This window comes from Micromonospora sp. CA-249363 (genome assembly GCF_050950185.1).
Taxonomy (GTDB): Bacteria; Actinomycetota; Actinomycetes; order Mycobacteriales; family Micromonosporaceae; genus Micromonospora.
On sequence record NZ_CP192020.1, the window covers coordinates 6668394 to 6691951 of the forward strand.

The 23558-nt window shown below is 71.9% G+C and carries 20 protein-coding genes and 1 tRNA gene; 9 read left to right on the forward strand and 12 right to left on the reverse strand.

The genetic code is table 11. The features are described 5' to 3' along the window. Nucleotides 1–3: 3 nt before the first annotated feature. Complete coding sequence (locus tag ACQPZK_RS29990) at nt 4–1236, reverse strand: hypothetical protein (protein WP_433536089.1); 1233 nt, start codon at nt 1234–1236, stop codon at nt 4–6. Continuing rightward, a complete protein-coding gene (locus ACQPZK_RS29995) occupies nt 1233–2174 on the reverse strand; it encodes a transporter substrate-binding domain-containing protein (protein ID WP_433536090.1) in 942 nt (313 codons plus the stop codon). The genes ACQPZK_RS29990 and ACQPZK_RS29995 overlap by 4 nt, the downstream gene beginning before the upstream one ends. Before the next feature lie 169 nt (nt 2175–2343). Between ACQPZK_RS29995 and ACQPZK_RS30000 the strand changes: the two genes are divergently transcribed. Further along, nucleotides 2344–2685 (forward strand): hypothetical protein, encoded by a 342-nt coding sequence (locus ACQPZK_RS30000; protein ID WP_433536091.1) that lies wholly within the window; start codon nt 2344–2346, stop codon nt 2683–2685. On the opposite strand, the gene ACQPZK_RS30005 is transcribed toward ACQPZK_RS30000, so the two are convergent. The 7 genes from ACQPZK_RS30005 to ACQPZK_RS30035 all read right to left on the reverse strand — a co-directional run bounded on the left by ACQPZK_RS30005 (nt 2672) and on the right by ACQPZK_RS30035 (nt 10594). After that, entirely contained in the window at nt 2672–4192 is a 1521-nt protein-coding gene (locus ACQPZK_RS30005; RefSeq protein WP_433536092.1) for a serine/threonine-protein kinase, read from the reverse strand. The genes ACQPZK_RS30000 and ACQPZK_RS30005 overlap by 14 nt on opposite strands. Before the next feature lie 30 nt (nt 4193–4222). Then, nucleotides 4223–4678: a hypothetical protein gene (locus ACQPZK_RS30010; RefSeq protein ID WP_433536093.1), complete on the reverse strand. Its 456-nt coding sequence runs from the start codon at nt 4676–4678 to the stop codon at nt 4223–4225. A 182-nt stretch (nt 4679–4860) separates the two neighbouring features. After that, complete coding sequence (locus ACQPZK_RS30015; protein ID WP_433536094.1) at nt 4861–8457, reverse strand: adenylate/guanylate cyclase domain-containing protein; 3597 nt, start codon at nt 8455–8457, stop codon at nt 4861–4863. Beyond that, on the reverse strand, nt 8454–9281 hold the full coding sequence (locus tag ACQPZK_RS30020; RefSeq protein ID WP_433536095.1) for an MBL fold metallo-hydrolase: 828 nt from the start codon (nt 9279–9281) through the stop codon (nt 8454–8456). The genes ACQPZK_RS30015 and ACQPZK_RS30020 overlap by 4 nt, the downstream gene beginning before the upstream one ends. 113 nt (nt 9282–9394) lie before the next feature. Continuing rightward, complete coding sequence (locus tag ACQPZK_RS30025) at nt 9395–9856, reverse strand: RidA family protein (protein ID WP_433536096.1); 462 nt, start codon at nt 9854–9856, stop codon at nt 9395–9397. A gap of 52 nt (nt 9857–9908) precedes the next feature. Further along, entirely contained in the window at nt 9909–10064 is a 156-nt protein-coding gene (locus ACQPZK_RS30030; protein WP_007466198.1) for a DUF4177 domain-containing protein, read from the reverse strand. A 44-nt stretch (nt 10065–10108) separates the two neighbouring features. Next, complete coding sequence (locus tag ACQPZK_RS30035) at nt 10109–10594, reverse strand: hypothetical protein (RefSeq protein ID WP_433536097.1); 486 nt, start codon at nt 10592–10594, stop codon at nt 10109–10111. An 870-nt stretch (nt 10595–11464) separates the two neighbouring features. On the opposite strand from ACQPZK_RS30035, the gene ACQPZK_RS30040 reads away from it, so the two are divergent. The 3 genes from ACQPZK_RS30040 to ACQPZK_RS30050 are packed head-to-tail and all read left to right on the forward strand — an operon-like array spanning nt 11465 to nt 14190. Further along, nucleotides 11465–11980, forward strand: a complete 516-nt coding sequence (locus ACQPZK_RS30040; RefSeq protein WP_433539362.1) for an Rv0361 family membrane protein — start codon at nt 11465–11467, stop codon at nt 11978–11980. 26 nt (nt 11981–12006) lie between these two features. Continuing rightward, nucleotides 12007–12984: an ArsA-related P-loop ATPase gene (locus tag ACQPZK_RS30045; protein ID WP_433536098.1), complete on the forward strand. Its 978-nt coding sequence runs from the start codon at nt 12007–12009 to the stop codon at nt 12982–12984. 54 nt (nt 12985–13038) lie between these two features. Further along, nucleotides 13039–14190, forward strand: a complete 1152-nt coding sequence (locus ACQPZK_RS30050) for an ArsA family ATPase (RefSeq protein ID WP_433536099.1) — start codon at nt 13039–13041, stop codon at nt 14188–14190. Between the two features lie 6 nt (nt 14191–14196). Here ACQPZK_RS30050 and ACQPZK_RS30055 read toward each other — a convergent pair whose 3' ends face one another. Further along, the gene (locus ACQPZK_RS30055) at nt 14197–14517 is read right to left on the reverse strand and encodes a WhiB family transcriptional regulator (RefSeq protein ID WP_396800206.1); all 321 of its coding nucleotides are present in this window, start codon (nt 14515–14517) and stop codon (nt 14197–14199) included. A 402-nt stretch (nt 14518–14919) separates the two neighbouring features. Here ACQPZK_RS30055 and ACQPZK_RS30060 point away from each other — a divergent pair, with 402 nt between their 5' ends. Continuing rightward, a complete protein-coding gene (locus tag ACQPZK_RS30060) occupies nt 14920–17358 on the forward strand; it encodes a transglycosylase domain-containing protein (protein ID WP_433536100.1) in 2439 nt (812 codons plus the stop codon). Between the two features lie 87 nt (nt 17359–17445). On the opposite strand, the gene ACQPZK_RS30065 is transcribed toward ACQPZK_RS30060, so the two are convergent. Then, nucleotides 17446–17901 (reverse strand): GatB/YqeY domain-containing protein, encoded by a 456-nt coding sequence (locus ACQPZK_RS30065; RefSeq protein ID WP_433536101.1) that lies wholly within the window; start codon nt 17899–17901, stop codon nt 17446–17448. A gap of 25 nt (nt 17902–17926) precedes the next feature. On the opposite strand from ACQPZK_RS30065, the gene ACQPZK_RS30070 reads away from it, so the two are divergent. The 3 genes from ACQPZK_RS30070 (at nt 17927) to ACQPZK_RS30080 (ending at nt 21279) form a co-directional block, all read left to right on the forward strand. After that, nucleotides 17927–18820, forward strand: a complete 894-nt coding sequence (locus tag ACQPZK_RS30070) for a metallophosphoesterase (protein ID WP_433536102.1) — start codon at nt 17927–17929, stop codon at nt 18818–18820. A 268-nt stretch (nt 18821–19088) separates the two neighbouring features. Then, nucleotides 19089–19165 (forward strand) — tRNA-Pro (locus ACQPZK_RS30075). Between the two features lie 140 nt (nt 19166–19305). Then, nucleotides 19306–21279: a hypothetical protein gene (locus ACQPZK_RS30080; RefSeq protein ID WP_433536103.1), complete on the forward strand. Its 1974-nt coding sequence runs from the start codon at nt 19306–19308 to the stop codon at nt 21277–21279. A 48-nt stretch (nt 21280–21327) separates the two neighbouring features. Here ACQPZK_RS30080 and ACQPZK_RS30085 read toward each other — a convergent pair whose 3' ends face one another. Further along, nucleotides 21328–21801, reverse strand: coding sequence for a hypothetical protein (locus tag ACQPZK_RS30085; RefSeq protein ID WP_433536104.1), 474 nt, complete (start codon nt 21799–21801; stop codon nt 21328–21330). A 119-nt stretch (nt 21802–21920) separates the two neighbouring features. Between ACQPZK_RS30085 and ACQPZK_RS30090 the strand changes: the two genes are divergently transcribed. Continuing rightward, the gene (locus ACQPZK_RS30090; RefSeq protein WP_433536105.1) at nt 21921–23204 is read left to right on the forward strand and encodes an MFS transporter; all 1284 of its coding nucleotides are present in this window, start codon (nt 21921–21923) and stop codon (nt 23202–23204) included. Nucleotides 23205–23558 lie beyond the last annotated feature (354 nt).

Here is a 23558-nt window from a genome sequence, read left to right on the forward strand (position 1 = left end):
GGGTCAACCCGGGGGCGCGGCGACGGTCAGCCCGGGGGCACGGCAGGCGGCGTCGATGCGGTGCACGGGGCGGACGCGGCGGCCCAGCCCTTCCAGCAGCGAGTCCTCGACGTGGAAGTCGTGGATGCGTAGCCGGTGTCGGGGCAACTCCTCCTCGCTCGGGCAGAGCACCTGCGCCCGGACGAGACCGACGGGCACGTACCGGACCCCGCCGCGTTCCTGCAGGATCACCATGTTGACGTCATCGGTGGTCACCACGTGCCCCCGTACGTCCTCGGTCGGGCCGTTCTCGGCGCCCACCGTGGTGACGGTGAGCGGCAGCACCGGTGTGCTGATCACCGGCAGCGCGGCCCAGACGAGCATGACCAGCACCGCCACCTCGGTCACCGACGCCAGCGGGCGGATGACCACGCCGGGCAGCGGCCCGGCGATGAAGAGCACCAGCACCGGCGGGACCACGAGCAGGGCCAGCACCAGCAGCTCACCCTGCGCGCCGGCGTCGCGCAGCGTCGGCACCATCAGCCACCCGTACCCGGCGAACAGCGCGACGATCGCCAGCAACCGGGGTACGACCCACTCGTGCAACCGCTCCGGCCGGAGCTGGAACGCGGCCGCGAACGCCGGCAGCAGCAGCGGCAGGTAGAGCAACGGCCAGGTGAGCAGGGCCAGCAGGAAGCTGGCCAGCACGAACCAGGCCGGGGTGAGGTCCGCCCAGCGGGCGAAGAGTGGCCGACGTCGGGTGCCGGGCGGCAGGCGCTCCACGCTCACGGCCAGCACCGCGCCGAGGGCGAAGACGGCGACCAGCCCGGTGGAGAGCAGTCGGGCCGCGGTGGTGAGGAAACCCGCGAGCAGGTTGACCGTCCCGACGTTGGCGACCAGCAACAGCGTGGTCTGCAGCTCCCCGCCCGCCTCCACGCCGAGCCGGAGCACCGAGAAGATCGCCGGTACGCCCACGACGGCGGTCCAGAACGACTGGCTGGCCCGCGCCCGCCGCTCCGCCGGATCCCACCGGACCGGCACGGCGTCGGCGGCTCGCTCGGCGTCGGCGGCTCGCTCGACGTCGGCGGCTCGCTCGACGTCGGCGGCTCGCTCGACGTCGGCGGCCGATGCGGTGGGTTGGGCGTGCGGGCCGTCGTCGACGCCCGGATCGACGTGGTCCGCCGGTACTGACGCGCGTGGCGTCGGCACCGGACCCTCGGCGCCCGCGTCACCCGTCGCGGTCCGCGCCGCGCTCACCGCCGGGGCGCCTTGTCGTCGAAGTCGACCAGATTCGGTACCTCCAACGGTTGCGGCTGGCGCTTCTCCGCCTTCAGCCACGGACCCAGGGTCCGGTTGTACGCGGTCTGCCAGGGGCTCGCCTCCCCGTCGCGGCCCTGCTCATAGCTCTTCTGAAGGAAGAACGCGACCAGGTCACGCAGCGCCGGGTCGCCGATCGGCACGCCGATGCCCAGCAGCTCGCTCGTACCGAAGGGCAGGTCGACGATCTCGAACTCCTTGGGGTACGTGGCGAGGAAGCCCGCGAGGATCGTCTCGTCCGAGCTGACGGCGTCGTACCGGCCGGCGCGGATGCCGTTCACGCAGTCCCAGACGTCCTTCACCACCAACGCCTTGACCTGGCGCTTCTCCAACTCGGCCTCGGTCGTGGAGCCACCGCTGGTGCAGATCTTGTACTTGGGGTTCCGCAGGTCCTCGATGGTGCGGATGTCGTCCTTGAGCCGGACCGGCACCAGCACCTCCTGGGTCGTGACGAAGTACGGCCCGGCGAAGCTGACGAGCTTCTCGCGCTCCTCCGTGATCGAGAAGCTGGACACCACCAGGTCGACAGTGCCGCCCTGGAGGTACGGAATCCGGTCCTCGGTGGCCACCGACACGAACTCCAACTGCTGCTCGCCCTCGTAGCCGAGGGAGGCGGCGATGTACCGGCCGATCTCGACGTCGAAGCCGACATGCTGACCGTTGCGGAGGTCGCCCATCAGCGGCTCGTTGGTGGCGACACCGATGCGCAGCTTGGCCTGGCCGTAGATGTGCGACTCGCGCATCTTCTCCTGCACGGACGGCAGGTCGGGCTCCTTGCGGCTGTCGCACCCGGCGGCGGCGGCCAGGGTGAGGGTCAGGGCGACCGCCAGCGTCGTCGCGACCGAGCGGAGCCGGGACTGGGTAATACGGATGTTCATGGGCGACCTCGCTGACGGAGCAGCCTGCGGAACACCGAGAGTAGCGAGACAAGTCCAGTGCGTACGCATACCGTTCGGTCAGGTCGACCCGTCCGTTCGATCGACGGCGATCGGCGTGGCGGATCGCCTCTCGAGTTGACACCGGGCCACGTCACGACATGCTGGAAGGGTGAATCGACTGTCCAGGATCGATGCGCGGATGGTGGCGGCGGTCACGGCGCCGGGTGCCCTCGCGCTGCTGATCCTGCTGGTCGTCCTGCGTCGGCAGGACCTCGTCGGGGTCGTTCTCGCGCTGCTGTGCGTGCTGCTGGCCACGGTCACCGCGGTCGCCGTGTCGGCCGCCCGCCAGCGTGACGAACCGGAGCCGGCGGAGCCGCCGAGCCCCACCGGCCCGCCGGACCTGATGCCGTACGGCATCGACGCGGACACCCTGGACGCACTGGACAGCCGGGACGCGTTGCGTGCGGTGCGTGACCGGGGCCGGACGCGCGGCGGGTTCAGCGACCGGTGAGAGTGGGGGCGGTGAGCGCGTCGACGCCCCGGCCCGCCAGGCACCGGTAGACCCGGTCGACGTTGCCGTCGACGGGCGGCAACACCTCCAGGTGCCAGCCGGCCGGCTGGGTGATCTCGGTGGTCAGCCGGAAGGTCGTGGAGCTGCACACCTGGCGTACCTGCTCGGCGGCGACCACCTCGTCGTGGTTCGCGCCCACCAACGGCACCGGCAGGATGCCCTCGGCGTACGCCTCCCAGGTGTGCCGGCCGTCGCAGGGGACCCGCGCCGCCTCCGCACGTTCGCCGCGGATGCGTACCGGGCCGAAGCACTCCAACTCGGGCAGACAGCGAGCACCGCTGGGCAGCACGGTCGGCGCGCCGGCACAACCGGGCAGTGGTCCGGTCGCCGGCGCCGCGACCCGGGTCACCGAGGGAGACGGGCTCGGCGGCCCGCCACTGCTCGCCACCCAGGCGCCGGTGGTGGCCGAGGCCGCGAGCGCCAGCACTCCGGCCCCTCCGAGGAACCAGCGCCGCCGCCACCGCCGGCCACCGGTCACGCTCGGACGGGTGTCCTCGACCGCGGAACGAGGGCCGGGCTGGGCGGTGCCGTACAGGCCGGAGCGCGTCGAGCCGCCGATCGGGGTGCCGCCGCCCGGCGTGCCCCCACCGATCGGGGCGCCGCTCACCGGGGCGGTCGGTGCGCCGAACGGCAGGCCGGCGAGCAACTCGTGCAGTTCGAGAGCGGACGGCCGCTCGCCCGGGTCGTTCGCCATGCCGAGCCGCAGCACGTCGATCAGCTCGTCCGGCACTCCGGGCAGGGCGGGGATCGGCTGGTTGAACATCTCCAGCACGGTCACCAGGCTGGGGTTGCGCTCGGACTGCCACCGTGGCGGCCGGCCGTGCATCACCGCGTAGAGGGTGGCGCAGAGCGCGTACACGTCGACGGCCGGCGACGGCGGGCTGTGGCTGAACATCTCCGGTGGCGCGTACGCCGGGGTGAGCACCTCCAGGGTGACCGAGGCGTCCCGGGCCTCGGCCAGCACGGCGAGCCCGAAGTCGGCCAGCACCGCCGAGTTGAAGTGCGAGTAGAGGATGTTCGCGGGCTTCACGTCGCGGTGCAACACCCCGGCGCCGTGCGAGTGGGCCAGCGCGTCCGCGATCTTGAGGCCGAGGTCGCGGGCCTCCACCGGGTCGAGTGGCGAGTTGCGCATCCGCTCGGCGTACGACCCGTCGCAGAGTTCCATGATCAGGTACGGGTGCTGGTCGACGGTGACGCCGACGTCGAAGAGGTCCACGACGTGCGGGTGCGAGGACATCCGCCCGGCCGCCCGCGCTTCGCGCAGAAAACGGGCCTGGTCGCGCTCGCTGTCAAGCGTGCGGTTCTCGACCTTGACGGCGACCTCACGGCCGACCGAGATCTGGGTGGCCTGGTAGACGGTGGCGTAACCACCTCGGGCAAAGACCCGCAAATCAGTCAGACCGGGCACGATCGGCACCGGCAGGCCGCCGCTCGGGGTGTCGGTCACCGCTTGAAAATACCCAACCCGGCCGGTGGCTCAGCGCGCCGCGTCCGCCGGAGCGGCCGGCGCGGGGGTGGCGGGGGCGGCCGGCGCGCCCCGGCGGGCGTCCACCCGCAGGCCGACCGCCGTGGCGACCGCGCCGAGCCCTTCCCACGCGGCCACGCCGAAGAACCGCTCGGGCGCGATGTCGGCCAGTACGGCGATGGTGAACACGGTGAAGGTGACCAACCGGAACACCACCGTGAACCGGTAGAACGCCCGCCATTCGGTGACCGTCGCGAGCAGGTAGTAGACGCCCATGTTGAACGCCGCCATCGAGGACGCCAACAGGAAGGTGCCGGTGTAGTCGCCGGAGGAACGCGTCGCCGGCACCTCGAACCCGAGCATGCGCAACTGCGCCTCCGGCCAGAGCAGCCCGACGCCGCCCATCACGAGCGCCAGGACGCCGAAGACCGCGATGGTCCAGCCGGCGACGGAACGCGGCAGCTTCAAGGTGGGCCTCCCCCAGGCACGGCGACGGTCGCCACTGTGGACCACCGCACGGTGGTGACACGCTAGCCGCTCCCCGGGACAAACCACATCCCCAGAACCGCCAAAACCCACCGAACTCCACGGCGCGCTGATCATGAAGTTGTTGCCACCAACGCCGGCGTGTCGGCGCGGTAACTTCATGATCACCGGGCGGGGTGGGACTCCGCGGGGGTCAGGCGCTCTCGGAGGGCCTCGGCGGCTGCTCGTTCGCTGCGCTGTTCGGTGGCGTACGCCAGGCGGACCGCCTCGTCGGCGCAGGACCGGGCCTCGGCCGGGTGGCCGCAGGCCGCCAACGCCTCGGCGAGCACGCTCGCCGCGATCACCTGACTGCGCACGTCCTCGGCGGGAGCGGCGACCGCCCGCCGGGCCCAGTCCAGCGCCTGTTCCCGCTGACCGTGGGCGAGCAGCGCCGACGCGTACCGGGCCATGGTCTGGCGGCGGGACAGCAGCAGGGAGGGCACGGTGGCGGCGGCCGTCGCCACGGGGGCGAGCAGCCCGACCGCGGTCGCCGGGTCACCGGCCGCCAGTCGGGCGGTGGCCAGCAGCACCCGGGGCGCCACCTGCGCCGGCGCCTGCGGGTTGTGCGGCTCGACGGCCGTCAGCACCGCCCGGGCAGCCTGCTCGGCGGTCTCGTGGTCGCCCATGTCCAGCGCCACGAAGCCGCGCAGCGTACCGGCCATTCCGGTGAGCAGCGGGTGGGAGGTCTGCTCGGCGTACACCAGGGCGTCGGTGAGCAGGTCGGCAGCGTGTTCCGGCTCGCCCAGCCCGCGCGCCACCACGGCCCGGACCACCAGCGCGAACCCGCGCCCCCAGTCGTCGGAGGCGGCGGCGAACTCGCGGTACGCGCGGCGGGCCTCCCGGTCCGCCTCGGCCAGGTCGCCCAGCTCCGCGGTGGCGAACGCCGCGACCGCGCGCAGCGTACCCACCGCCCACGCCTCGCCGACGCGCTCGCCGAAGGGCAGGAAGACCTGCGCCAGGCGGCACGCCTCCCGCAGCCGACCGGCGAGCAGCCGGGCGAACGCGGTGGTGCCCCGCAGCCACGCCCGACCGTACGGGTCCTTCAGCTCGGCGAAGAGCCGTGCGGCCCGACCGAGCACGGCGTCGGTGCCGGCGAAGTCACCACGGGTGGTGGTCACCCACGCCAGGTTCTGCAGCGACCAGGCCTGCCCGCGCCGATCCTGCGCGGCGAGGCTGACCTGGTACGCGGCGGCCAGCCGGCTGCTCGCCTGGCTCAGTCGGCCGGCCACGAAGTCGCCCATGCCGAGCCGGCGCATGGCGGAGGCGCGCAGCGTGGGCAGCCCTCCGGCGGTGGCCACCTGCAACGCCTCCTGCCAGGCGGTCTCCGCCCGGCCCTGGTCACCGAGGGTCTGCTGGGCCTGCCCGGCGAGCAGCAGGGCGCTGGCCCGGGTGGCGTCGTCCCCCGCGTTCGCGGCGATCTTCTCGGCGAAGGCGAGCGCGTCCACGACCCGACCGATCTGCAACAGCGCGCGGGCGTGCACCACCCGGTCGGTCGCCGGCACCCCGTCGCGGGCCAGTTCGCTCGCGCGTTCGGCGTACTCGACGGCGAGTGCGGGCTCCCCGGCGGACAGCGACCGGCGGGCGGCCCGGCCGAGCGCGGCGATCCCGAGCGGGACCACGGCGCGGGCCGGCGCGTCCGGTCGCAGTTTCACCGCGTCGGCGAGCGTGGCCGCCCGCTGCACGTGGGCGGCGACGAAGTCGTCGCGGTCCTCCTCGGAGAAACCGCCCGCCGTGACGCCCTCGGCCGGCGCGGCCCAGCGGGCCAGCGCGGCGTGCCGCTCGGCCAGCTCCGCCTTGCTCACCCCGGCGTACGCGGCCTCCCGCATGAGCGGGGTGGCGAACGCGTACCCGGAGCGGGTGCGGTGCAGCATGCGGCGTTGCAGCAGCTCCTCGACGGCCCGGTCGAACTCGACGGCGACCACCGCCGACGGTCTGCCGTCCCGGCCGGCCCGCTGCTCGCGGAGCGCTTCCAGCGCGCCGGTCGGCACGGTGTCGCCGACGACGGCGGCGTCGCGCAGCACGGAACGGGCGTCCGGGGGCAGCGCGTCGATCCGGGCGGCGAGGACGGCCGCCAGGTCCCGGGAGAGCAGCCGGCTGCCCAGCGAGCCGGGCACCAGCCGCCAGCCGGACGAATCCTGGTCCCGGGTGCCGGCGGCGGTGGTCAGCGCGCCGCGCTCGATCAGGAGGGTGACCAGCTCCGCCAGGTAGAACGGGTTGCCCTGGGCGGTGGCGAGCAGCCGGTCGGCGTCGGCCGGCGGCAGCTTCCCGCCGCCGAGATAGCTGGTGAGCAGGCGGGCGGCGTCGGCGCCCCGCAGTGGCGGCAGGGAGTGCACCTCGGCGTCCGCGACGCGGGTCAACGCACCGGCGGTACGGACCAGCTCGGGACGGCCGAGCAGCAGTACGAGCACCGGACCGGTGAGTCGGGAGAGGGTCGACCCGAGCGCGCTGATGGTCTCGGCCGTCGCGTCGTGCAGGTCGTCCACGACGATCACCAGCGGCGCTTCCGAGGCGAGCCCGCTGAGCAGGTCGGCCACCGCGTTCGGCACCGCCTCGGCGTCGGCGGCGGCCGTGCCCGCGGCACCCCACTCGCCGTTGTCGGTGCCGCCGTGCGCGGGCAGTTCGGCGTAGCCGAGCAGGGCGAGCAGCTGGTCGTTGGCGATCGGGGCGGTCTCACCGGAGCGGGCGAGACGCTGGCCCAGTCGGCGCAGCCGCTCCTCCACGGCCGGCCGGGTCAACGCGGTGGCCGCGTCGGTGGGGAGACCCACGGCGGCACGGACCAGGTCCGCCAGGGGCGCGAGCCGACGACGCTCACCGAAGGCGGCGCAGCGCACCGACAGCACCCGCGCGCCGGTGTGCGCCGCGTACCGGCCGGCGCCCACGTCGTACCCGGCCGCGAGGCGTTCGACCTCGGCGGCGAACCGGGACTTGCCGATGCCCGCCTCGGCGGTCATCAGCAGCACCCGCGGGTCACCCTGGTCGATCACCTCGGCGAGTCGGCCGGCGACCCGCCCGATCTCGGTCTCCCGGCCCACGTAGGGCGCCTCGTCACCGAGACCCGAGCGGGTGCCCGGCGCGTCCAACAGGCCCAGCAGCTCGTACGCCTCGACCGGTTCCCGCTTGCCCTTGAGCCGCAGTGGGCGCAGCGCCCGCCAGGAGGCGACGTGCCGGGTGGCGGCGGCGGTGCGCCCGCCGGCGTAGACCGCGCCGACGGCAGCGGCGTCGGCCAGCCGGGCGGCGGTGTTCACCGTGTCGCCGATGACCGTGTACTCGATGGCGGCCTGGATGCCCGCGATGACGTCACCGGTGTTCAGACCGACCCGCAGACCGAGCGGCGCTCCTCCGCCCCGCTCGTCGTCGAGCACCCGGCGCACCGCCCGCTGCATCGACAGGGCGGCCCGGACGGCCCGTTCGGCGTCGTCCTCGTGGGCCACCGGGGCACCGAAGACCGCCATGATCCCGTCGCCGGTCAGCTTGTCGACGTGCCCGCCGAAGGTCTTGACGGCACCGGCCAGGGCGGCGAGCACGCGGTCGGTGACCGCGCCGACGCGTTCCGGGTCGAGGTCCTCCGACCAGGAGGTGAATTCGGAGAGGTCGCCGAAGAGAACGGTGACGACCCGGCGCTCGGCCGCCGGCAACGTGGCGGCCGCCGGCAGCGCGGCACCGCAGTTGTGGCAGAACCGTGCGCCGGGGACGGCGACGGTTCCGCACACCGGGCAGGTCACGTGTGCTCCAACCCACTGACCCCCGGTGCGGATTCCCCGCTGTCGACGCCCAGGTACTCCAACTGGGCACGGACCGACCATTCCGCCGCCCACCAGAGCGAGCGGTCCACGTCCGCGTAGACCGCCGCGACCACGTCGGCGGGCGTCCGGGCGCCGGTGTCGACCGCCGACCGGACCTGGTCGAGCCGGGCACGCCGGTGGGCGAGGTAGAACTCGGCGGCGGCGGCGCAGTCGGCCAGCGCCGGGCCGTGGCCCGGCAGCGCCGCGATCCCGGTGTACGAGGACAGCAGCTCGAGGCTGTTCAGGTAGTCGCCGAGGTGCCCGTCCGGGTGGGCGACCACGGTGGTGCCCCGGCCCAGGATGGTGTCACCGGTGAGCACCACCCGCTCGTCACCGCACTCGACCAGGAAGCAGACCGAGTCGGCGGTGTGGCCGGGGGTGCGCAGCAGCCGGATGCCGAGGGTCTCGTCGAGGGCGGTGTCGGCGCCCAGCGGCGTACCGCCGATGGTGTGGGCCGGGTCGGCGGCGAGGACCGGCGCGCCGACCAGCTCGCGCAGGCGGGCCGCGCCCTCGGTGTGGTCGGGGTGGCCGTGGGTGATGAGGATCAGGCCGATCGGGCCGTGCTCCGCGATCCGCTTCAGGTGCCCCTCGTCGGCCGGCCCCGGGTCGACCACGACGCCGTACCCGGCCGCCGGTGCGCGCAGCACCCAGGTGTTGGTCCCGTCGAGGGTCATCGGCCCCGGGTTGGGCGCGCGCAGCAGCGAAACCCAGCTGGGCAGTTCCTCGGCAAGTGCCGCTGTAGCCCCCGTCACGTGCCCGCTCATGGCTGCGATCGTACGACCCCGCCCCCCACTCCCCGCGATCTTGCACTTCCTGTTGTTGCTTCATGCCTGTTCACGGCATTCGTCGGGACAGAAAGTGCAAGATCGCGGTGGGGTCAGGCGACCTCGACGATCAGTTCGATCTCCACCGGGGCGTCCAGGGGGAGTTCGGCCACGCCTACCGCGCTTCTTGCGTGGCGGCCGGCCTCGCCGAAGACGGTGCCGAACAGGTCGGAGGCCCCGTTGATCACGGCGGGCTGGCCGACGAACCCGGGGGCCGAGGCCACGAAGCCGGTCACCTTGACCACCTTGACGACGTTCTCCAGGCCGACCAGCGAGTCGACCGCCGCCAGCGCGTTGAGCGCGCACCGCTGGGCGAGATCCTTCGCCTGCTCGGCGGAGATGCCGGCGCCGACCTTGCCCGTCGCCAGGAGCTTGCCCTCAGCCATGGGCAGCTGGCCGGAGACGTACACGTGCTGCCCGGACTGCACGGCCGGCACGTAGCTGGCCACCGGCGGCACCACGTCGGGCAGTTCGAAGCCCAGCTCGGCGAGTTTGGCGTGGGGACCGTTGCTCATCGGGTCACCTCGTCCGCGGCCGCGGGGCGTCGCCGCGCCGGAGTTCCGGCGCTCACGCCTTGGGCCGCTTCAGGTACGCCACGAGCTGGTCCGGGTTCGGGCCGGGGACGACGGCGACGAGTTCCCACCCGTCCTCACCCCAGTTGTCGAGGATCTGCTTGGTCGCGTGGACCAGCAGAGGGACCGTGGAGTATTCCCACTTCTGCATCGCTGGAGGGCTCCCTCGTGGTGCGGATTTCGTCGAGGCACAGCCTACGGTCCGCTGGCCGGACGAGGCGCGGGACGTTGCTCCGGCGTGGCCGGCAACTCTCCACAGGGCCCCTCGTGGCCGTACCCCTGGGGGCAGCGCGAGCGGTCCGGCAGCAACAGGTCGCAGAAGACCCGGTGCCGGTTGTTCTGGTCGTCCGCGTTGGACACGGTCGTCTCGCCCGCGTCCAGTTCCGGCAGGAAGCCCAGCGACACCGCGACCCGCCCGGCCAGCGTGGTCGCCGCCGCCAGATCGGGGACCCGGATCGGCAGGTGGATGACGAAACCCGGCTCGTCGTCGTCCCGCAACCGCTCGACCGGTCGGTTCGACGCCCGGGCGATCTCCGGCGGCTCCGAAACCCGACGGTACGACCGCTCGTTGATGGGCAGGTTGCCGACCAGCCCGCCGGCCACCTCACCCACGGATCCGAGCCGCCGTTGCCGGTCGTTCGTCGGGAACTGGGTGCGAGGGATGTTGTCCGCGTCGCGCATGAACTGCCTCCGGTCGTACCTGTCGGACCACGCTTCCGGTCCGGTTCAACCAACCGTTCCGGTCCCCCGCACCGGGACGAAGGTAGGTCTGCGGAGGCGGTTCCGCCAACAGGACGCGCACGATCAGTCACCCAGAGTCACATATGTGACAGACCGACGGCAGGAATCCCGACTGCGTCGGATGTCACCATCCGCTTCTCCGGGTCGAGAAGTGACGTACGGCGCGGTAGGGGCGACACCGAATCGGCGGCCGGCCGCTACCCTCTCGGTCGGACGGTCGCGCAGCGCCCGGCCACCCGCTCGATCTCGCTCGGCGCCAGGGGTGGCGGCCGGGCGCCGCACCCCCGGGGGAACGAGATGACCCAACCGCCCAGCGGCGACCAGACCGGCCCGCGCGCTCTTCCGCCGGCCCACCCGGACCCCACCCGCCAGCCCGAGGCGGCGGCCGGCCCCGGGCAGTCCGACCCGACGACCGCCGCCGCCGAGTCCGGCGCGGCGACCACGCCGGGCCAGCCGGTCGTCCCCGCCCAGCCCGGCCCGTCGACGCAGCCCGGCCCGTCGACGCAGCCCGGCCGGTCGACGCAGCCCGACCAACCCGCGGGGTCCGGCCAGTCCGCCCCCGGTGGGCAGCTTGCTCTCCCCGGCCAGCCGATCTCCGCTCAGCCCGTTCCCGGCCAGCCCGTCTCGGGTCAGCCCTTTCCCGGCCAGCCCGTCTCGGGTCAGCCCTTTCCCGGTCAGCCTGTCTCCGGTCAGCCTGTCTCTGCTGGCCAGCTCGGGGCCGGGGCGCTTCCCGCCCAGCCGGGGGCACCGACCACGCCCGCCCCGCCCGGTGGCGTCCCGCAGAGCGGCGGCCCGACCGACACCTCCGCGCTGCCCGTCTCCCCGGGCGCGATTCCGCCGCCTCCGCCCGGCTACCCGCCGTACGCCGGCACCGCCGAGCCGAAGAAGAAGCGCGGTCTGCTGATCGCGGCCATCGCGCTGGCCGTGATCATGGTGCTCTGCGTGGGTGGCGGCGTCGTGACGTTCCTGACCCTGCGCAACGCCGAGTCCGGCGAGGGCGCGAAGGAGCCGGCGGTCGCCGTCGACGAGTTCCTCACCGCCGTCTACAAGGATCGGGACGCCGGCAAGGCCGCCGAGCACGTCTGCGCCGCCTCGCGCGACGACAAGAAGATCGCCGCCAAGGTCGCCGAGGTGGAGAAGTACGCCTCCACGTACCAGAACCCCCGGTTCAAGTGGACCACCCCGAAGGTCGACAACGAGACCGGCGACCGGGCCACCGTCTCCACCCGGATCACCATGACCACGGCCGACGAGAAGGTGGCCGACCAGGACCTGCGCTTCACCGTGGTCCAGAAGACGGGTTGGTGGGTCTGCGAGGTCGCGTGACCCGTCACCCTGGATAGGCTCGACGGGTGCGAGCACCTGAGCGGCCGTCCGACCCGGCCGGTAGCGGATGGTCGGCCCGCCTCCACGTCGTGACCGGCAAGGGCGGCACCGGCAAGACCAGCGTGGCGGCGGCGCTGGCCCTGGCGCTGGCCGCCGGTGGCCGGCGCACCCTGCTGGTGGAGGTCGAGGGCCGGCAGGGCATCGCCCAACTCTTCGGCCTCGATCCACTGCCGTACGAGGAGCGGCACCTCGCCGACGCGCCGGACGGCGGCGAGGTGCGCGCACTCGCGGTGGACGCCGAGGAGGCCCTGCTCGAATACCTCGACATGTTCTACAAGCTGGGTGCGGCGGGCCGGGCGCTGCGCAAGCTGGGTGCCATCGACTTCGCCACCACCATCGCCCCGGGCCTGCGGGACGTGCTGCTCACCGGGAAGGTGAAGGAGGCCACGACCCGTACCTCCGGTCAGCGGCGCGCGTACGACGCGGTGGTGCTGGACGCGCCGCCCACCGGTCGGATCGGCCGTTTCCTCAACGTGACGGCCGAGACGGCCCGCCTCGCCAAGGTCGGCCCGATCAAGACCCAGAGCGAGGGGGTCTCCGCGCTGCTGCGCTCCCCGATGACCGCCGTGCACGTGGTCACGCTCCTGGAGGAGATGCCGGTGCAGGAGACGGTGGACGCCATCGCCGACCTGACCTCCCTCGGCTTCGGCATCGGGAAGGTGATCGTCAACGGCGCCCGGCCCTCGCTGCCGGCCGGTCCGGCGGTCACCGCGGCGGACCTGCGGCGGGGGCTGGTCGCCGCTGGGCTGCCGGCCGATCAGGACATCGTGTCCGGGTTGCACGACGAGGCACGGGACCAGCTCATCCGGCGCGAACTGGAGGATTCCCTCCGCGCCGACCTGGTGGAGCTGGGGCTGCCGATGGTCGAGCTGCCGTTGCTGCCCGACGGGGTCGACCGTACGGGCCTCGCGACCCTGGCCCAGGCCCTCGTCCACGCCGATTGACTCACACCTGGGCTCAGCACGGGCGCATGGACCGACGCGGCCCGATACGCTCGATTGGTGCCTTCCGAAGACGCGGCGCCGCAGCTGGACGTCGACCAGATCCTCGCCGACCCGGGCGTGCGGATCGTCGTGTGCTGCGGTGCCGGCGGGGTGGGTAAGACGACCACGGCCGCTGCCCTGGCGCTGCGGGCCGCCGAGCAGCACGGCCGCCGCACGGTGGTGCTCACCATCGACCCGGCCCGCCGGCTGGCCCAGTCACTGGGCCTGACCGAGCTGGACAACACGCCCCGGCAGGTCAAGGGCATCGACGTCGAGGCCAGCGGCGGTGAGCTGCACGCCATGATGCTGGACATGAAGCGCACCTTCGACGACGTGGTGCTCCAGCACACCGACCCGGCGAAGGCGGCCGAGATCTTCGCGAACCCGTTCTACCAGGCCATGAGCTCGACATTCGCCGGCACCCAGGAGTACATGGCGATGGAGAAGCTGGGCCAGTTGCACGCGCGCGGCGAGTGGGACCTCATCGTGGTGGACACCCCGCCGTCCCGTTCGGCACTGGACTTCCTGGACGCGCCGGCCCGACTCTCGCGCTTCCTCGACGGCCGGATGCTGCGTCTGCTGCTGGCACCGGCGCGCAGTGGCGGGCGGAGCATGTTCAGCCTGGTCACGGCGTCGTTCGGGATGTTCTCCAAGGTCGTGCAGAAGGTTCTCGGCGCGCAACTGCTCACCGACCTGTCCGGCTTCGTGGCCGCGCTCGACTCGATGTTCGGCGGCTTCCGGCAGCGGGCCGAGCAGACGTACCGCATCCTGCAGGCGCGGGAGACGGCCTTCGTGCTGGTCGCGGCGCCCGAGCCGGACGCGGTCCGGGAGGCCGCCTACTTCGCGGGCCGGCTGCGCGAGGAGAAGATGCCGCTGGCCGGCCTGGTGCTCAACCGGGTGCACCGACCGGTGGTTCCGGAGCTGGACGCCGAGCAGAGTCGCGCCGCCGCGGAGCGGCTGGCCGAGCTGGGTGGGCACGAGGGCACCGCCGACGTGCTGCGGGCGCACGCGGCGCTGGCACGTCAGGCGGTACGCGAGCAGCGGGTCGCGGCGCGCTTCACCGAGGCGTTCCCGGCGGTGCCGGCGGTGTCGGTGACGGCGCAGCCCGCCGACGTGCACGACGTCGACGGGCTACGGACGATCGGCGCGGCGATCAGCCGGTCGTGACCCGCGTCAGGTTGCCGCGGTGACCAGGATCTTGTCCTTGCCGGCCTTGTCCTTGCTGTTCTTCTTCATCGCTGCCTCGAACATCTTGCGCCAGCTCGTCACCTGGGGGTGACGACGCAGCAACGCCCGGCGTTCACGTTCGGTCATACCACCCCACACACCGAACTCGATCCGGTTGTCCAGCGCGTCGGCCAGGCACTCGTACCGAACTGGGCAGCTCCGGCAGATCCGCTTGGCCACGTTCTGTTCGGCGCCCTGTACGAACAACGCGTCCGGGTCCCCGTTCTGACACGCCGCCAGCGACGGCCAGTCAGTGATCATGCCCATGTGTACTCGTCCCCCCTTGCAGTACCTACCGACCTCGTTGCACGGCAGCCGGCAATTCCCCCCGATCGCCCGGCCCGCCTTCCCCAAGGCGGCGCGGACGACATGTGGCGCTGTCGCCGCCATCATCATGCTCTGTAGTCGACCGATTACGCAACGTTGTCGGCGAAATCCATCATTCCGGACACTCCCGGCTTCCCGGGCTCTTGACCGCCGGTTACCCCGCCGAGGTCCACGAAAACGCTGCGCGTCCTCCACCGAACGGAGGAGACTCACGCCGATCACACGCAACCTCGTACCGGGGGTCATGCGTTTAGCACAACGAGGGCAGCGCGCGCAGGAAATGGGGAAAGACGCCCAGGCGCCCCTCGTTCCCTACTCGCGTACCATGCCGAGGTGACCTGGATGCGGAAACGTGACCACAATGTGCTGACCAACGCCGCATCGCTGCTCATATGTGGCCTGCTGGCCGGCGTGGTGGTTGCTGCGGCGGCCTTCCCCGCGGTGGCGATGTCCGGACTGGCCGCGAAGGCCGGCGCCGAGACATTCGGCAACCTGCCCACGGAGCTGACGGTGGCCCGCGCGCCACAGATCAGCTACCTGCTGGCGTCGGACGGCAAGACGCCGCTGGCGACGATGTACGACGAGAACCGCCGCGACGTGAAGCTGGCCGACATCTCGCCGTACATGGTCAAGGCGATCATCGCGGCCGAGGACCACGACTTCTACAAGCACAACGGCGTCGACATCAACGGTGTCGCCCGCGCGTTCGTCAACAACCAGAGCGAGGGCGCCGGCCGCCAGGGCGCCTCGACGCTGACCATGCAGTACGTCCGGCTGGCCATCGCCTACTCGGCCACCCACCCGGCCGACGTCGTCGCGGCGACCGAGGACACCAGCGCCCGCAAGCTCCGCGAGATGCGGCTGGCCCTCCAGGTCGACAAGGAGTTCTCCAAGGACGAGATCCTGACCCGCTACCTCAACCTCGCCTCGTTCGGCAACGGCGCGTACGGCATCTACGCCGCCAGCCAGGTCTACTTCGGCAAGCCGCCGAGCAAGCTGAAGATCGAGGAAGCGGCGCTACTGGCCGGCATGGTCAAGGCGCCGACGACGAACGACCCGACCACCAAGAGCGGTTATCCGCTGGCGCTGGACCGGCGTAACTACGTCATCCAGAACATGGTCGACACCAAGGCCATCACCCAGCAGGAGGCCGACGCCGCCAAGGCGGTCAAGCTGAAGGTGCAGGACAAGCGCACCCCGAACGGCTGTGTCGCGACCAACGTCAACAGCTGGGGCTTCTTCTGCGACTACTTCTACCGCTGGTGGATGCAGCAGGAGACGTTCGGTTCCACCTCGTACGACCGCGAGCGGCGGCTCAAGAGCGGTGGCTACACCGTCGTCACGTCGATCGACGTCCAGGCGCAGAAGGGCGCGGACGCTGCGGTCCGCCGCGCCAAGAAGGAGACCAGCAAGGAAGCCGCCATGGTCGCCGTGGTCGAGCCGGGCACGGGCCGGGTGCGGGCGCTGGCGGTCAACCGGCAGTTCAAGCTGGACGACCCGAAGAACCCGAAGAACCGGATCTCCAGCGATCCGGCGAAGAGCAAGCGGGGCATCCGGGGCAACTACCCGGCGACGGTCAACCCGCTGCTCACCGGCGGCGACGGCATCGCCGGCTACCAGGCGGGCTCGACGTTCAAGATCTTCACGATCGTGGCGGCCCTGGAGAAGGGCATCCCGCTCAGCTACTCGATCAACGCGCCGCAGCAGTTCAAGTCGGAATACATCATCGACAGCAGCAGCCCCGCGGCCTGCCCCGGCACCCACTTCTACTGCCCGACCAACTCCGGCAAGAAGGCCGGCGGCGTGCAGAACATGTGGACCGCGTTCGCCCAGTCGATCAACACCTACTTCGTGCCGCTTCAGCAGCAGGTCGGCGCCGAGAAGGTGGTGGACGTCGCCAAGCGGGCCGGCATCCAGTTCCGGGCCAGCAACGACGCCAGCTTCGCCGCCACCAAGGATGCCGCCCACCAGTGGGGCGCCTTCACCCTGGGCGTCTCCTCCACCACGCCGCTGGACCTGGCCAACGCGTACGCGACTCTCGCGGCGGACGGCAAGTACTGCGAGCCGATCCCGGTGCAGGAGATCCGCGACCCCGAGGGCAAGAAGCTGGACATCGCCAACCCGCGCTGCGAGAAGCGGTTCAGCACCGACGTGGCCCGTGCCGCCGTCGACGCCGCCCGCTGTCCGGTCGGCGACAACTCCAAGACCAGCAAGTGCGGCAGCAGCCGTACGGCCGCCGTGGTGAAGGGCATCGTCGACGCGCCGGTGGCCGGCAAGTCCGGCACCACCGACTCCGAGAAGACGGCTGCGCTGGTCGCGATGACCAAGCAGTACGCGGTGGCCGGCATCATGGCCGACCCGGACTGGCCGCAGACGAACGTCAAGATGAAGCACGCGGAGAAGGACGGCATCAACCCGCCGGTGTACGAGACGCTGCGGGACGCTATGAAGGGCAAGCCGCGCATCAACTTCGAAACCCCGGGTCAGAAGATCTCCGAGGGTGAGCAGCGCAGCATTCCCGACGTGAAGTGCCAGCCGGTGGACACCGCGAAGTCCCGGATCAAGGGCGCGGGCTTCGAGCCGGTCGTATCGGAGACGAAGGTGCCGTCCACCTGCCCGGCGGGCACCGCCCACGGCACCAGCCCGGACGGGCGCACCGTCAAGGGTGGCATCGTCACCATCCAGGTCAGCAGCGGCGCCGGCGGCACCCCGCCGGACAGCAACAAGCCGGGGCAGCCCGGCAATCCGCCCGGCCGACCCGGTAACCGTCCGGGCGGCTGAGGCAGCGGCGACACACGCGAACGGGCGGGCACCCTCTCGGGGGTGCCCGCCCGTCTCGTTGGGTCGAACCGGAGCCGCGTGGCGGGGTCAGAGGCCGAGCTGTCGCCGTACCTCGGCTGCCACCCGACCACCCTCGGCCTGGCCGGCCACCGCGGCCTGGGCCGCCTTCATGGCCGGGCCCATCTGGGCCTTCCCGGTGAAGCCGCCCGCGGCGAGCGCCCCCGCGACCAGGTCGGCCAGCTCGGCATCCGAGAGCTGCTTGGGCAGGTAGCGGTCCAGCACCTCACCCTCGGCGGTCTCCTTCGCGGCTTGCTCGGCGCGGCCCGCGTCGGCGAAGGCGGTGGCCGCCTCCCGGCGCTTCTTGGCCTCCTTGGTCAACACCGCGAGCACCTCGTCGTCGGTGAGCTCGCGCTTGGCCTTGCCGGCCACCTCGGCGGTGCCGACGGCGGCCAGGGCCATCCGCAGCGTGGAGGTGGTCAGCTCGTCGCGCGCCTTGAGCGCGGAACGCATGTCGGCGGTGAGGCGGTCCTTCAGCGTGCTCATGGACGGTCAAACTACCCTGAACGCCATGCGAAAGCGCACACTATTCCGCCTCGCCGCCGGAACCGCAGCGGTCGGAGCGACCACCCTCGCGTACGCGTCGCTCGTCGAGCGCAACCTGTTCACCCTGCGGCGGTACGACGTGCCGATGCTGCCGGCCGACGCGGAGCCGCTGCGCGTGCTGCACCTGTCGGACCTGCACATGATGCCCAACCAGGCCCGCAAGCAGCGCTGGGTGGCGTCGCTGGCCGCCCTGGACCCCGACCTGGTGGTGGTGACCGGCGACAACATGGCACACCCCGGGGCGGTACCGGGCGTGCTGCGGGCGCTGCAACCGCTGCTGGACTATCCGGGCGCGTTCGTGTTCGGCTCCAACGACTACACCGGGCCGGTGCTGAAGAACCCGTTCACCTACTTCCTGCCGGACCGGGAGTACACCGAGGGCGTCGAGCTGCCCTACGAGGAGCTGCGCCAGGTGTTCACCGGCGCCGGCTGGGTGGACCTGAACAACGCCCGGACGAGCCTCAAGGCCGGCGGTCGGGAGCTGGACCTCGTCGGCGTCGACGACCCCCACATCGACCGGGACGACTACCCGGCCGTGTCGGGCCGGGTGGCCTCCTCCGCCGATCTGTCCATCGCCGTCACGCACTCCCCCGAACCGCGGGTGCTCGATCAGATGGCCGCCGACGGCTTCGGCCTCCTGCTGGCCGGGCACACCCACGGCGGGCAGGTCTGCGTCCCTGGGTACGGGGCGCTGGTCACCAACTGCGGTCTGCCCCGCTCGATGGCGCGCGGTCTGCACCGGTGGCCGGGCTCGGACTCGTGGCTGCACGTCTCCGCCGGCCTCGGCACCCACCCGACGGCCCCGGTCCGCTTCGCCTGCCCACCCGAGGCGAGCATCCTCACCCTGATCCCCCGCTGACCCACCGCTCGGCCCGAGCGCCCGCGAGACGCTCGGGCCTGCGCGCGTGCGTGCGGTCAGCGCGGTCGGGCGGTCGGCGGTCGGCGGTCGGGCGGCTCAAGATCCGCGCAGTATCGGGGATGTTGCTGCCTCGGACGTCCGGGAGGCAGCAACATCCCGGAAGTTGTGCGGATCTTGACGGCTCCGTGCGCGGTTTGGCCGGGTCGGGCGGCGGGGGGTACCGAGTTTGACCATCGGAGCGGGTGGGCTACTATTTGTCGGCACGCCTCGGGGTGTGGCGCAGCTTGGTAGCGCGCTTCGTTCGGGACGAAGAGGTCGTCGGTTCGAATCCGGCCACCCCGACCAGAGGTAAGAGGGCACATCCGATCGTTCGGATGCGCCCTCTTTGCTTTCCCGGCATACTCCGCCGGAAGATCATCGATCCGTTCGGGCGGCTCCCCGCCTGCCCGAACGGTGGTTGCTGCCCCTCCAGCTCCCGAGGTTTGATGCGCATGATCATCGGCTCGGTGGAGCGGATGGCACACGGGGAGAACATCCACTGTGATCAGATCAAGGCCACGCCGTGCCCTGGTGGGGCACTCGCACTGACGATGGGCCTCAGCGGGCTCGGTCTCATCGCCACCGCCAGTGCCGCCGTCGCGGCACCGCACTACGACGATCCGCCGTCGGTGCAGGTCGGTTGGACCGACTCGGCGACGCCGAAGAAGGCGTACCCGGCGGACAACACCACGAACGTCCCGCTCGGCACCTGGCAGGACGCCGCGGGTAAGAGCCACACCTCGCGGGTGTACGCCACCTTCGACCTCTCCGCCTACGAGGGCAAGAAGATCTACGGCGGCAAGGTGTTCGTAGAGGAACGCACCGTCGCCGACTGCAGCAGGCGCGCAGTGGAGATCTGGCGTACGAAGCCGGTCACCGCTACGCCCACCTGGAACCGGGCGCCCGAACCACTCGCCAAGCTCGGCGAGGTCCTCACTCCGGTGCAGTTCTGCCCGGGAGCGAGCATCACGTTCGACGTGGGCGCGGCCGTGCAGGACGCGGTCGCACACCGCCAGCGTTACATCACGTTCGAGGTCCGGGTGCCGGAGCACTACGAGAGTGACGCGTCCTACGGCCGAGGGCTGCACCCGTACCGCCACGTCGATCTGAACGTCCAGTTCAACTCGGTGCCGCAGATCGACAACGCCCACCTGTACAACGGCGGCCTCCCCTGCACCCAACTCGCGCCCTACCCGCGCATCGGCGGCTTCGCCAAGATCCTGCAAGCGGTCGGTAGTGACGCCGACGAGTACGACCAGCGTGCGGTGAAGACCGAGGTCGCCATCTGGCCGAAGGCCGACTCCGAAGCTCGTCAGGTGTTCACCGGCGAGCACGGCCTCTCCGGCCGCGCCAACACGGTCACCCTGCCCGACGGCTTTCTCACGGACGGCAAGGCGTACGTCTGGCAGGCCCGGGTCACCGACGGCGCCGACTACTCGCCCTGGTCGCAGAAGTGCTTCTTCACGTACGACCGCACCGGCCCCGACGAGCCCACCGTCACCTCGGCCAACTACCCGTCCGACACCACCGGCGAGTGGGGGCCGCCGGGCGTGCCGGGGATCTTCACTTTCACCGGCAACGGCAACAAGGACATCGCCGGTTTCGAGTACTCCTGGAACAGCCTCGGCGGACACGGCTGCTCCGCGAGCGGCGACTACGGCCAGCTGGAGTGCCAGCATCCTCTCGACCTGCCCGGATCGGTGCGGGCGAACACCCCGGGCGGCTCGGCGACCGTGACGCTCAACGCGCCCCGCTCCGGGCTGCAGCGCCTGAGCGTCCGCTCGGTCGACCTCGCGGGCAACGTCTCCGACACCGTGACGTACAGCACCCTGGTAGCGCCGAGTGAGCCGACGGTACGGGTGGAGAGCGGTGCTCCCGAGTGGGGCCAGGAGGTGGTGTTGAAGTTCGTCCCGGCGTCCGGAGTCACCGGCGTCCGCGAGTACGAGATCACCCTGGACGGAAGGGACCCGGAGATGCGGGCCGCCCAGGAGGACGGGACGGGCTATTTCAGCTTCGTCGCCAACAGGCCGGACGGCCACAGTGTCTCGGTTCGCAGCCACAGCGACAACGGGTTCGTCTCGGCGGCGGGCCAGTGGTCGGTGTACTTCGATCCCGGCCCCGGGGTGAAGTCCGACGTCTACTACTCGCCCGACGGTTCGGCCGTCGGCGGGGTGGGGATCGAGGGCACCTTCACCTTCTCCCCGCCGCCGGGCTGGACGGACACCAGGGCGTACCAGTACAGCTTCAACGGTGCCGAGCCGATCGAGGTGTCGGCCGACGCGAGCGGCCGGGCCACGATCACCTGGGCGCCCACCACCAGTGGGTTCCATGAGCTGACCGTCTACGCCGTCCGCGCCGACGGCACGCTCAGCGACTACCCCAACTGGTACTGGTTCGACGTAGCGGCCTCCGCCTCCTGACCTGCCGAACCGGGGGCGGCCACACATTCGGGTGGCCGCCCCCGTCCGTCAGTCGTGCCGCTCGGTGCGCTCGATCTCGGTGAACGCGGCGGCCAGGTACCCGTCCAACGGCCCACCCGTCGCCGCCAGCAGATCGGCCACGAGCAGCGGGGAATGCCGGGCCAGCGCGGACGCGCCGGGAGGCGCGTCGTCACCCTCGGGGTCGTACACCCCGAGCGCGCCAGCCAGCAGTACGAGCACGACGTGCGGGTCGACATCCGAACGCCAGCGCGTCGCGCCCTGCACGCAGCGCGTCAGCACCTGGCGGACGTCGTCGCCGTCCAACCCGTCCGGGTGGCTCTCCTCCAGCAGGAGCCGGACCACCGTCCCGAGCACCAGACCGGACCGCTCGTCAGCCGCCAGGTCGTCCACCGCCTCGTCGTACGCCTGGTCGTCGCGGGCCTGAGCAGCGGCGACGGCTGCCGTGGCGGTCACCGCGATGGCGCGGGCGGAAGCGGGCAGGTGTCGCCAGGTGCCGGTCATCGGGCCAGCATCGCAGACCGGGCCGACACCGGTGGTTGTCGTGGCGTTGGTCACCGCGCACCCGGGCTCCGTCCAAAACGGTTCGCCCGACGTCACACCCACCGCACAGAATGCCGGACATGCTGCGTCGCGCCCTGCCTCGCCGTCCGGAAGCCCGCCGGCTCCTCGTCGGCACCCTGCTGTCGGCGATCGGGCGGGGCCTGACACTGCCGTTCCTGTTCATCTACCTGACCGACGTGCGAGGGCTCACCGATGCCCGCGCCGGGCTCGTGATCGGCTGGTACGGCGCCGTCACCCTGGCCCTGTCGCCGCTGGGCGGGACGCTGATCGACCGGTTCGGCGCCCGTCGGGTCGTACTGCCGTGCCTGGTGATCGAGGCGGTCGGCACCGGTTCGCTGGCGCTCGTCGACTCGGCCGGGTCGGCCCTGCTGGTGATGACCGTGATCGCCGTCGGCAGCTCGGCGATCTGGTCCGGGCAGAACACGATCCTCGCCTCGCTGACCGACGACGGTGAGCGGCAACGTGTCTTCGGGCTGAACTTCGCCCTGCTCAACCTGGGTATCGGCATCGGTGGCATGACGTCCGGCGCGATCGTCGACACCGCCCGCCTCGGTACCTTCCAGACGATCTACCTGCTGGACGCGGTGACCTACCTGCTCCCGGCGGTCATCCTGCTCACCCTGCCCGGGGTGGGTCACCGGCTCGGCAACCCTCGCGGCGTCGACGACCCGTCGCCCGGCGGTTACCTCACCGTCCTCCGCGACCGCCCGTTCCGACGGCTGGTGATCTTCGGCCTGATCCTCACCACCTGCGGATACGGACAGATCGAGGTGGGCTTCGCCGCGTACGCGGTGCGGGTCGCCGAGGTGCAAACCCGGGTGGTGGCGTGGGCGCTAGCCGCCAACACCGTGATGATCGTCCTCGCCCAACTGGTGGTGATCCGCCGGATGGACGGACGCAGCCGTACCCGGGCGCTGGCCCTGGTGGGCGCCGTGTTCGCCACCGCCTGGCTGGTCCTCGGCGCGGCTGGCCTCATCAGCGGTAAGAACGCCCTGCTGGCCGCCGTCTGCGTGGTGGCCTGCTCGGCGATCTTCGGCTTCGGCGAGACGATGCTGTCACCGGTCATGCCCGCGTTGACAAACGCGCTGGCCACCGACGAGCTGCGCGGCCGGTACAACGCGATGAGCTCGATGATCTTCGGAATCAGCGGTGTCATCGGCCCGGTGACCGCCGGTCCGCTGATCGGCGCCGCCGACGGGAAGGTCTGGGTGGCGACGGTGGTCGGCGGCTGCCTGGCCGCCTCCCTGGTCGCGCTCTCGCTGCGCCGACTGCTCAGCCCTGATCAGGACGGCCGGACCACGCGAATCCCCACCTCACTCGACCCGACCCCCACCCCCGCCTGACACCCGCCACCCGCCCCGCCCGACACGCCCCGCCCCGTCCGGGTGGCCACGGGTGCCGCATGCCGCGCGGCGCGCGTCGGGTGGGAGGCGTGCCGGCTGGGGGGTGCCGCGCGCACCGGCACGCGGCGACCGGCACGGGATGCCCGGCACCCAGCACGGGATGCCCGGGGTGCCACCCAAGATCCGCGCAAGTTCACCGATGCTGCTGTCTCCGGGGCGCGGGAAGCAGCAACATCCCTGATGTTGCGCGGATCTTGCTCGCGGATCCGCCGATTTCCGCAAGATCGCGCTCGATCCTGGATCGAGTGGCATCGGGACGCCCGGAGGCCACTACTTCCAGGATCGAGCGCGATC

Coding starts and splice junctions, on each gene's coding strand:
- ACQPZK_RS30060 (WP_433536100.1), top strand. CDS start 14,920: ATGCGGAAACGTGACCACAATGTGCTGACCAACGCCGCATCGCTGCTC.
- ACQPZK_RS30025 (WP_433536096.1), bottom strand. CDS start 9,856: ATGAGCAACGGTCCCCACGCCAAACTCGCCGAGCTGGGCTTCGAACTG.
- ACQPZK_RS30030 (WP_007466198.1), bottom strand. CDS start 10,064: ATGCAGAAGTGGGAATACTCCACGGTCCCTCTGCTGGTCCACGCGACC.
- ACQPZK_RS30055 (WP_396800206.1), bottom strand. CDS start 14,517: ATGGGCATGATCACTGACTGGCCGTCGCTGGCGGCGTGTCAGAACGGG.
- ACQPZK_RS30020 (WP_433536095.1), bottom strand. CDS start 9,281: ATGAGCGGGCACGTGACGGGGGCTACAGCGGCACTTGCCGAGGAACTG.
- ACQPZK_RS30080 (WP_433536103.1), top strand. CDS start 19,306: ATGCGCATGATCATCGGCTCGGTGGAGCGGATGGCACACGGGGAGAAC.
- ACQPZK_RS30085 (WP_433536104.1), bottom strand. CDS start 21,801: ATGACCGGCACCTGGCGACACCTGCCCGCTTCCGCCCGCGCCATCGCG.
- ACQPZK_RS30035 (WP_433536097.1), bottom strand. CDS start 10,594: ATGCGCGACGCGGACAACATCCCTCGCACCCAGTTCCCGACGAACGAC.
- ACQPZK_RS29995 (WP_433536090.1), bottom strand. CDS start 2,174: ATGAACATCCGTATTACCCAGTCCCGGCTCCGCTCGGTCGCGACGACG.
- ACQPZK_RS30070 (WP_433536102.1), top strand. CDS start 17,927: ATGCGAAAGCGCACACTATTCCGCCTCGCCGCCGGAACCGCAGCGGTC.
- ACQPZK_RS30090 (WP_433536105.1), top strand. CDS start 21,921: ATGCTGCGTCGCGCCCTGCCTCGCCGTCCGGAAGCCCGCCGGCTCCTC.
- ACQPZK_RS30065 (WP_433536101.1), bottom strand. CDS start 17,901: ATGAGCACGCTGAAGGACCGCCTCACCGCCGACATGCGTTCCGCGCTC.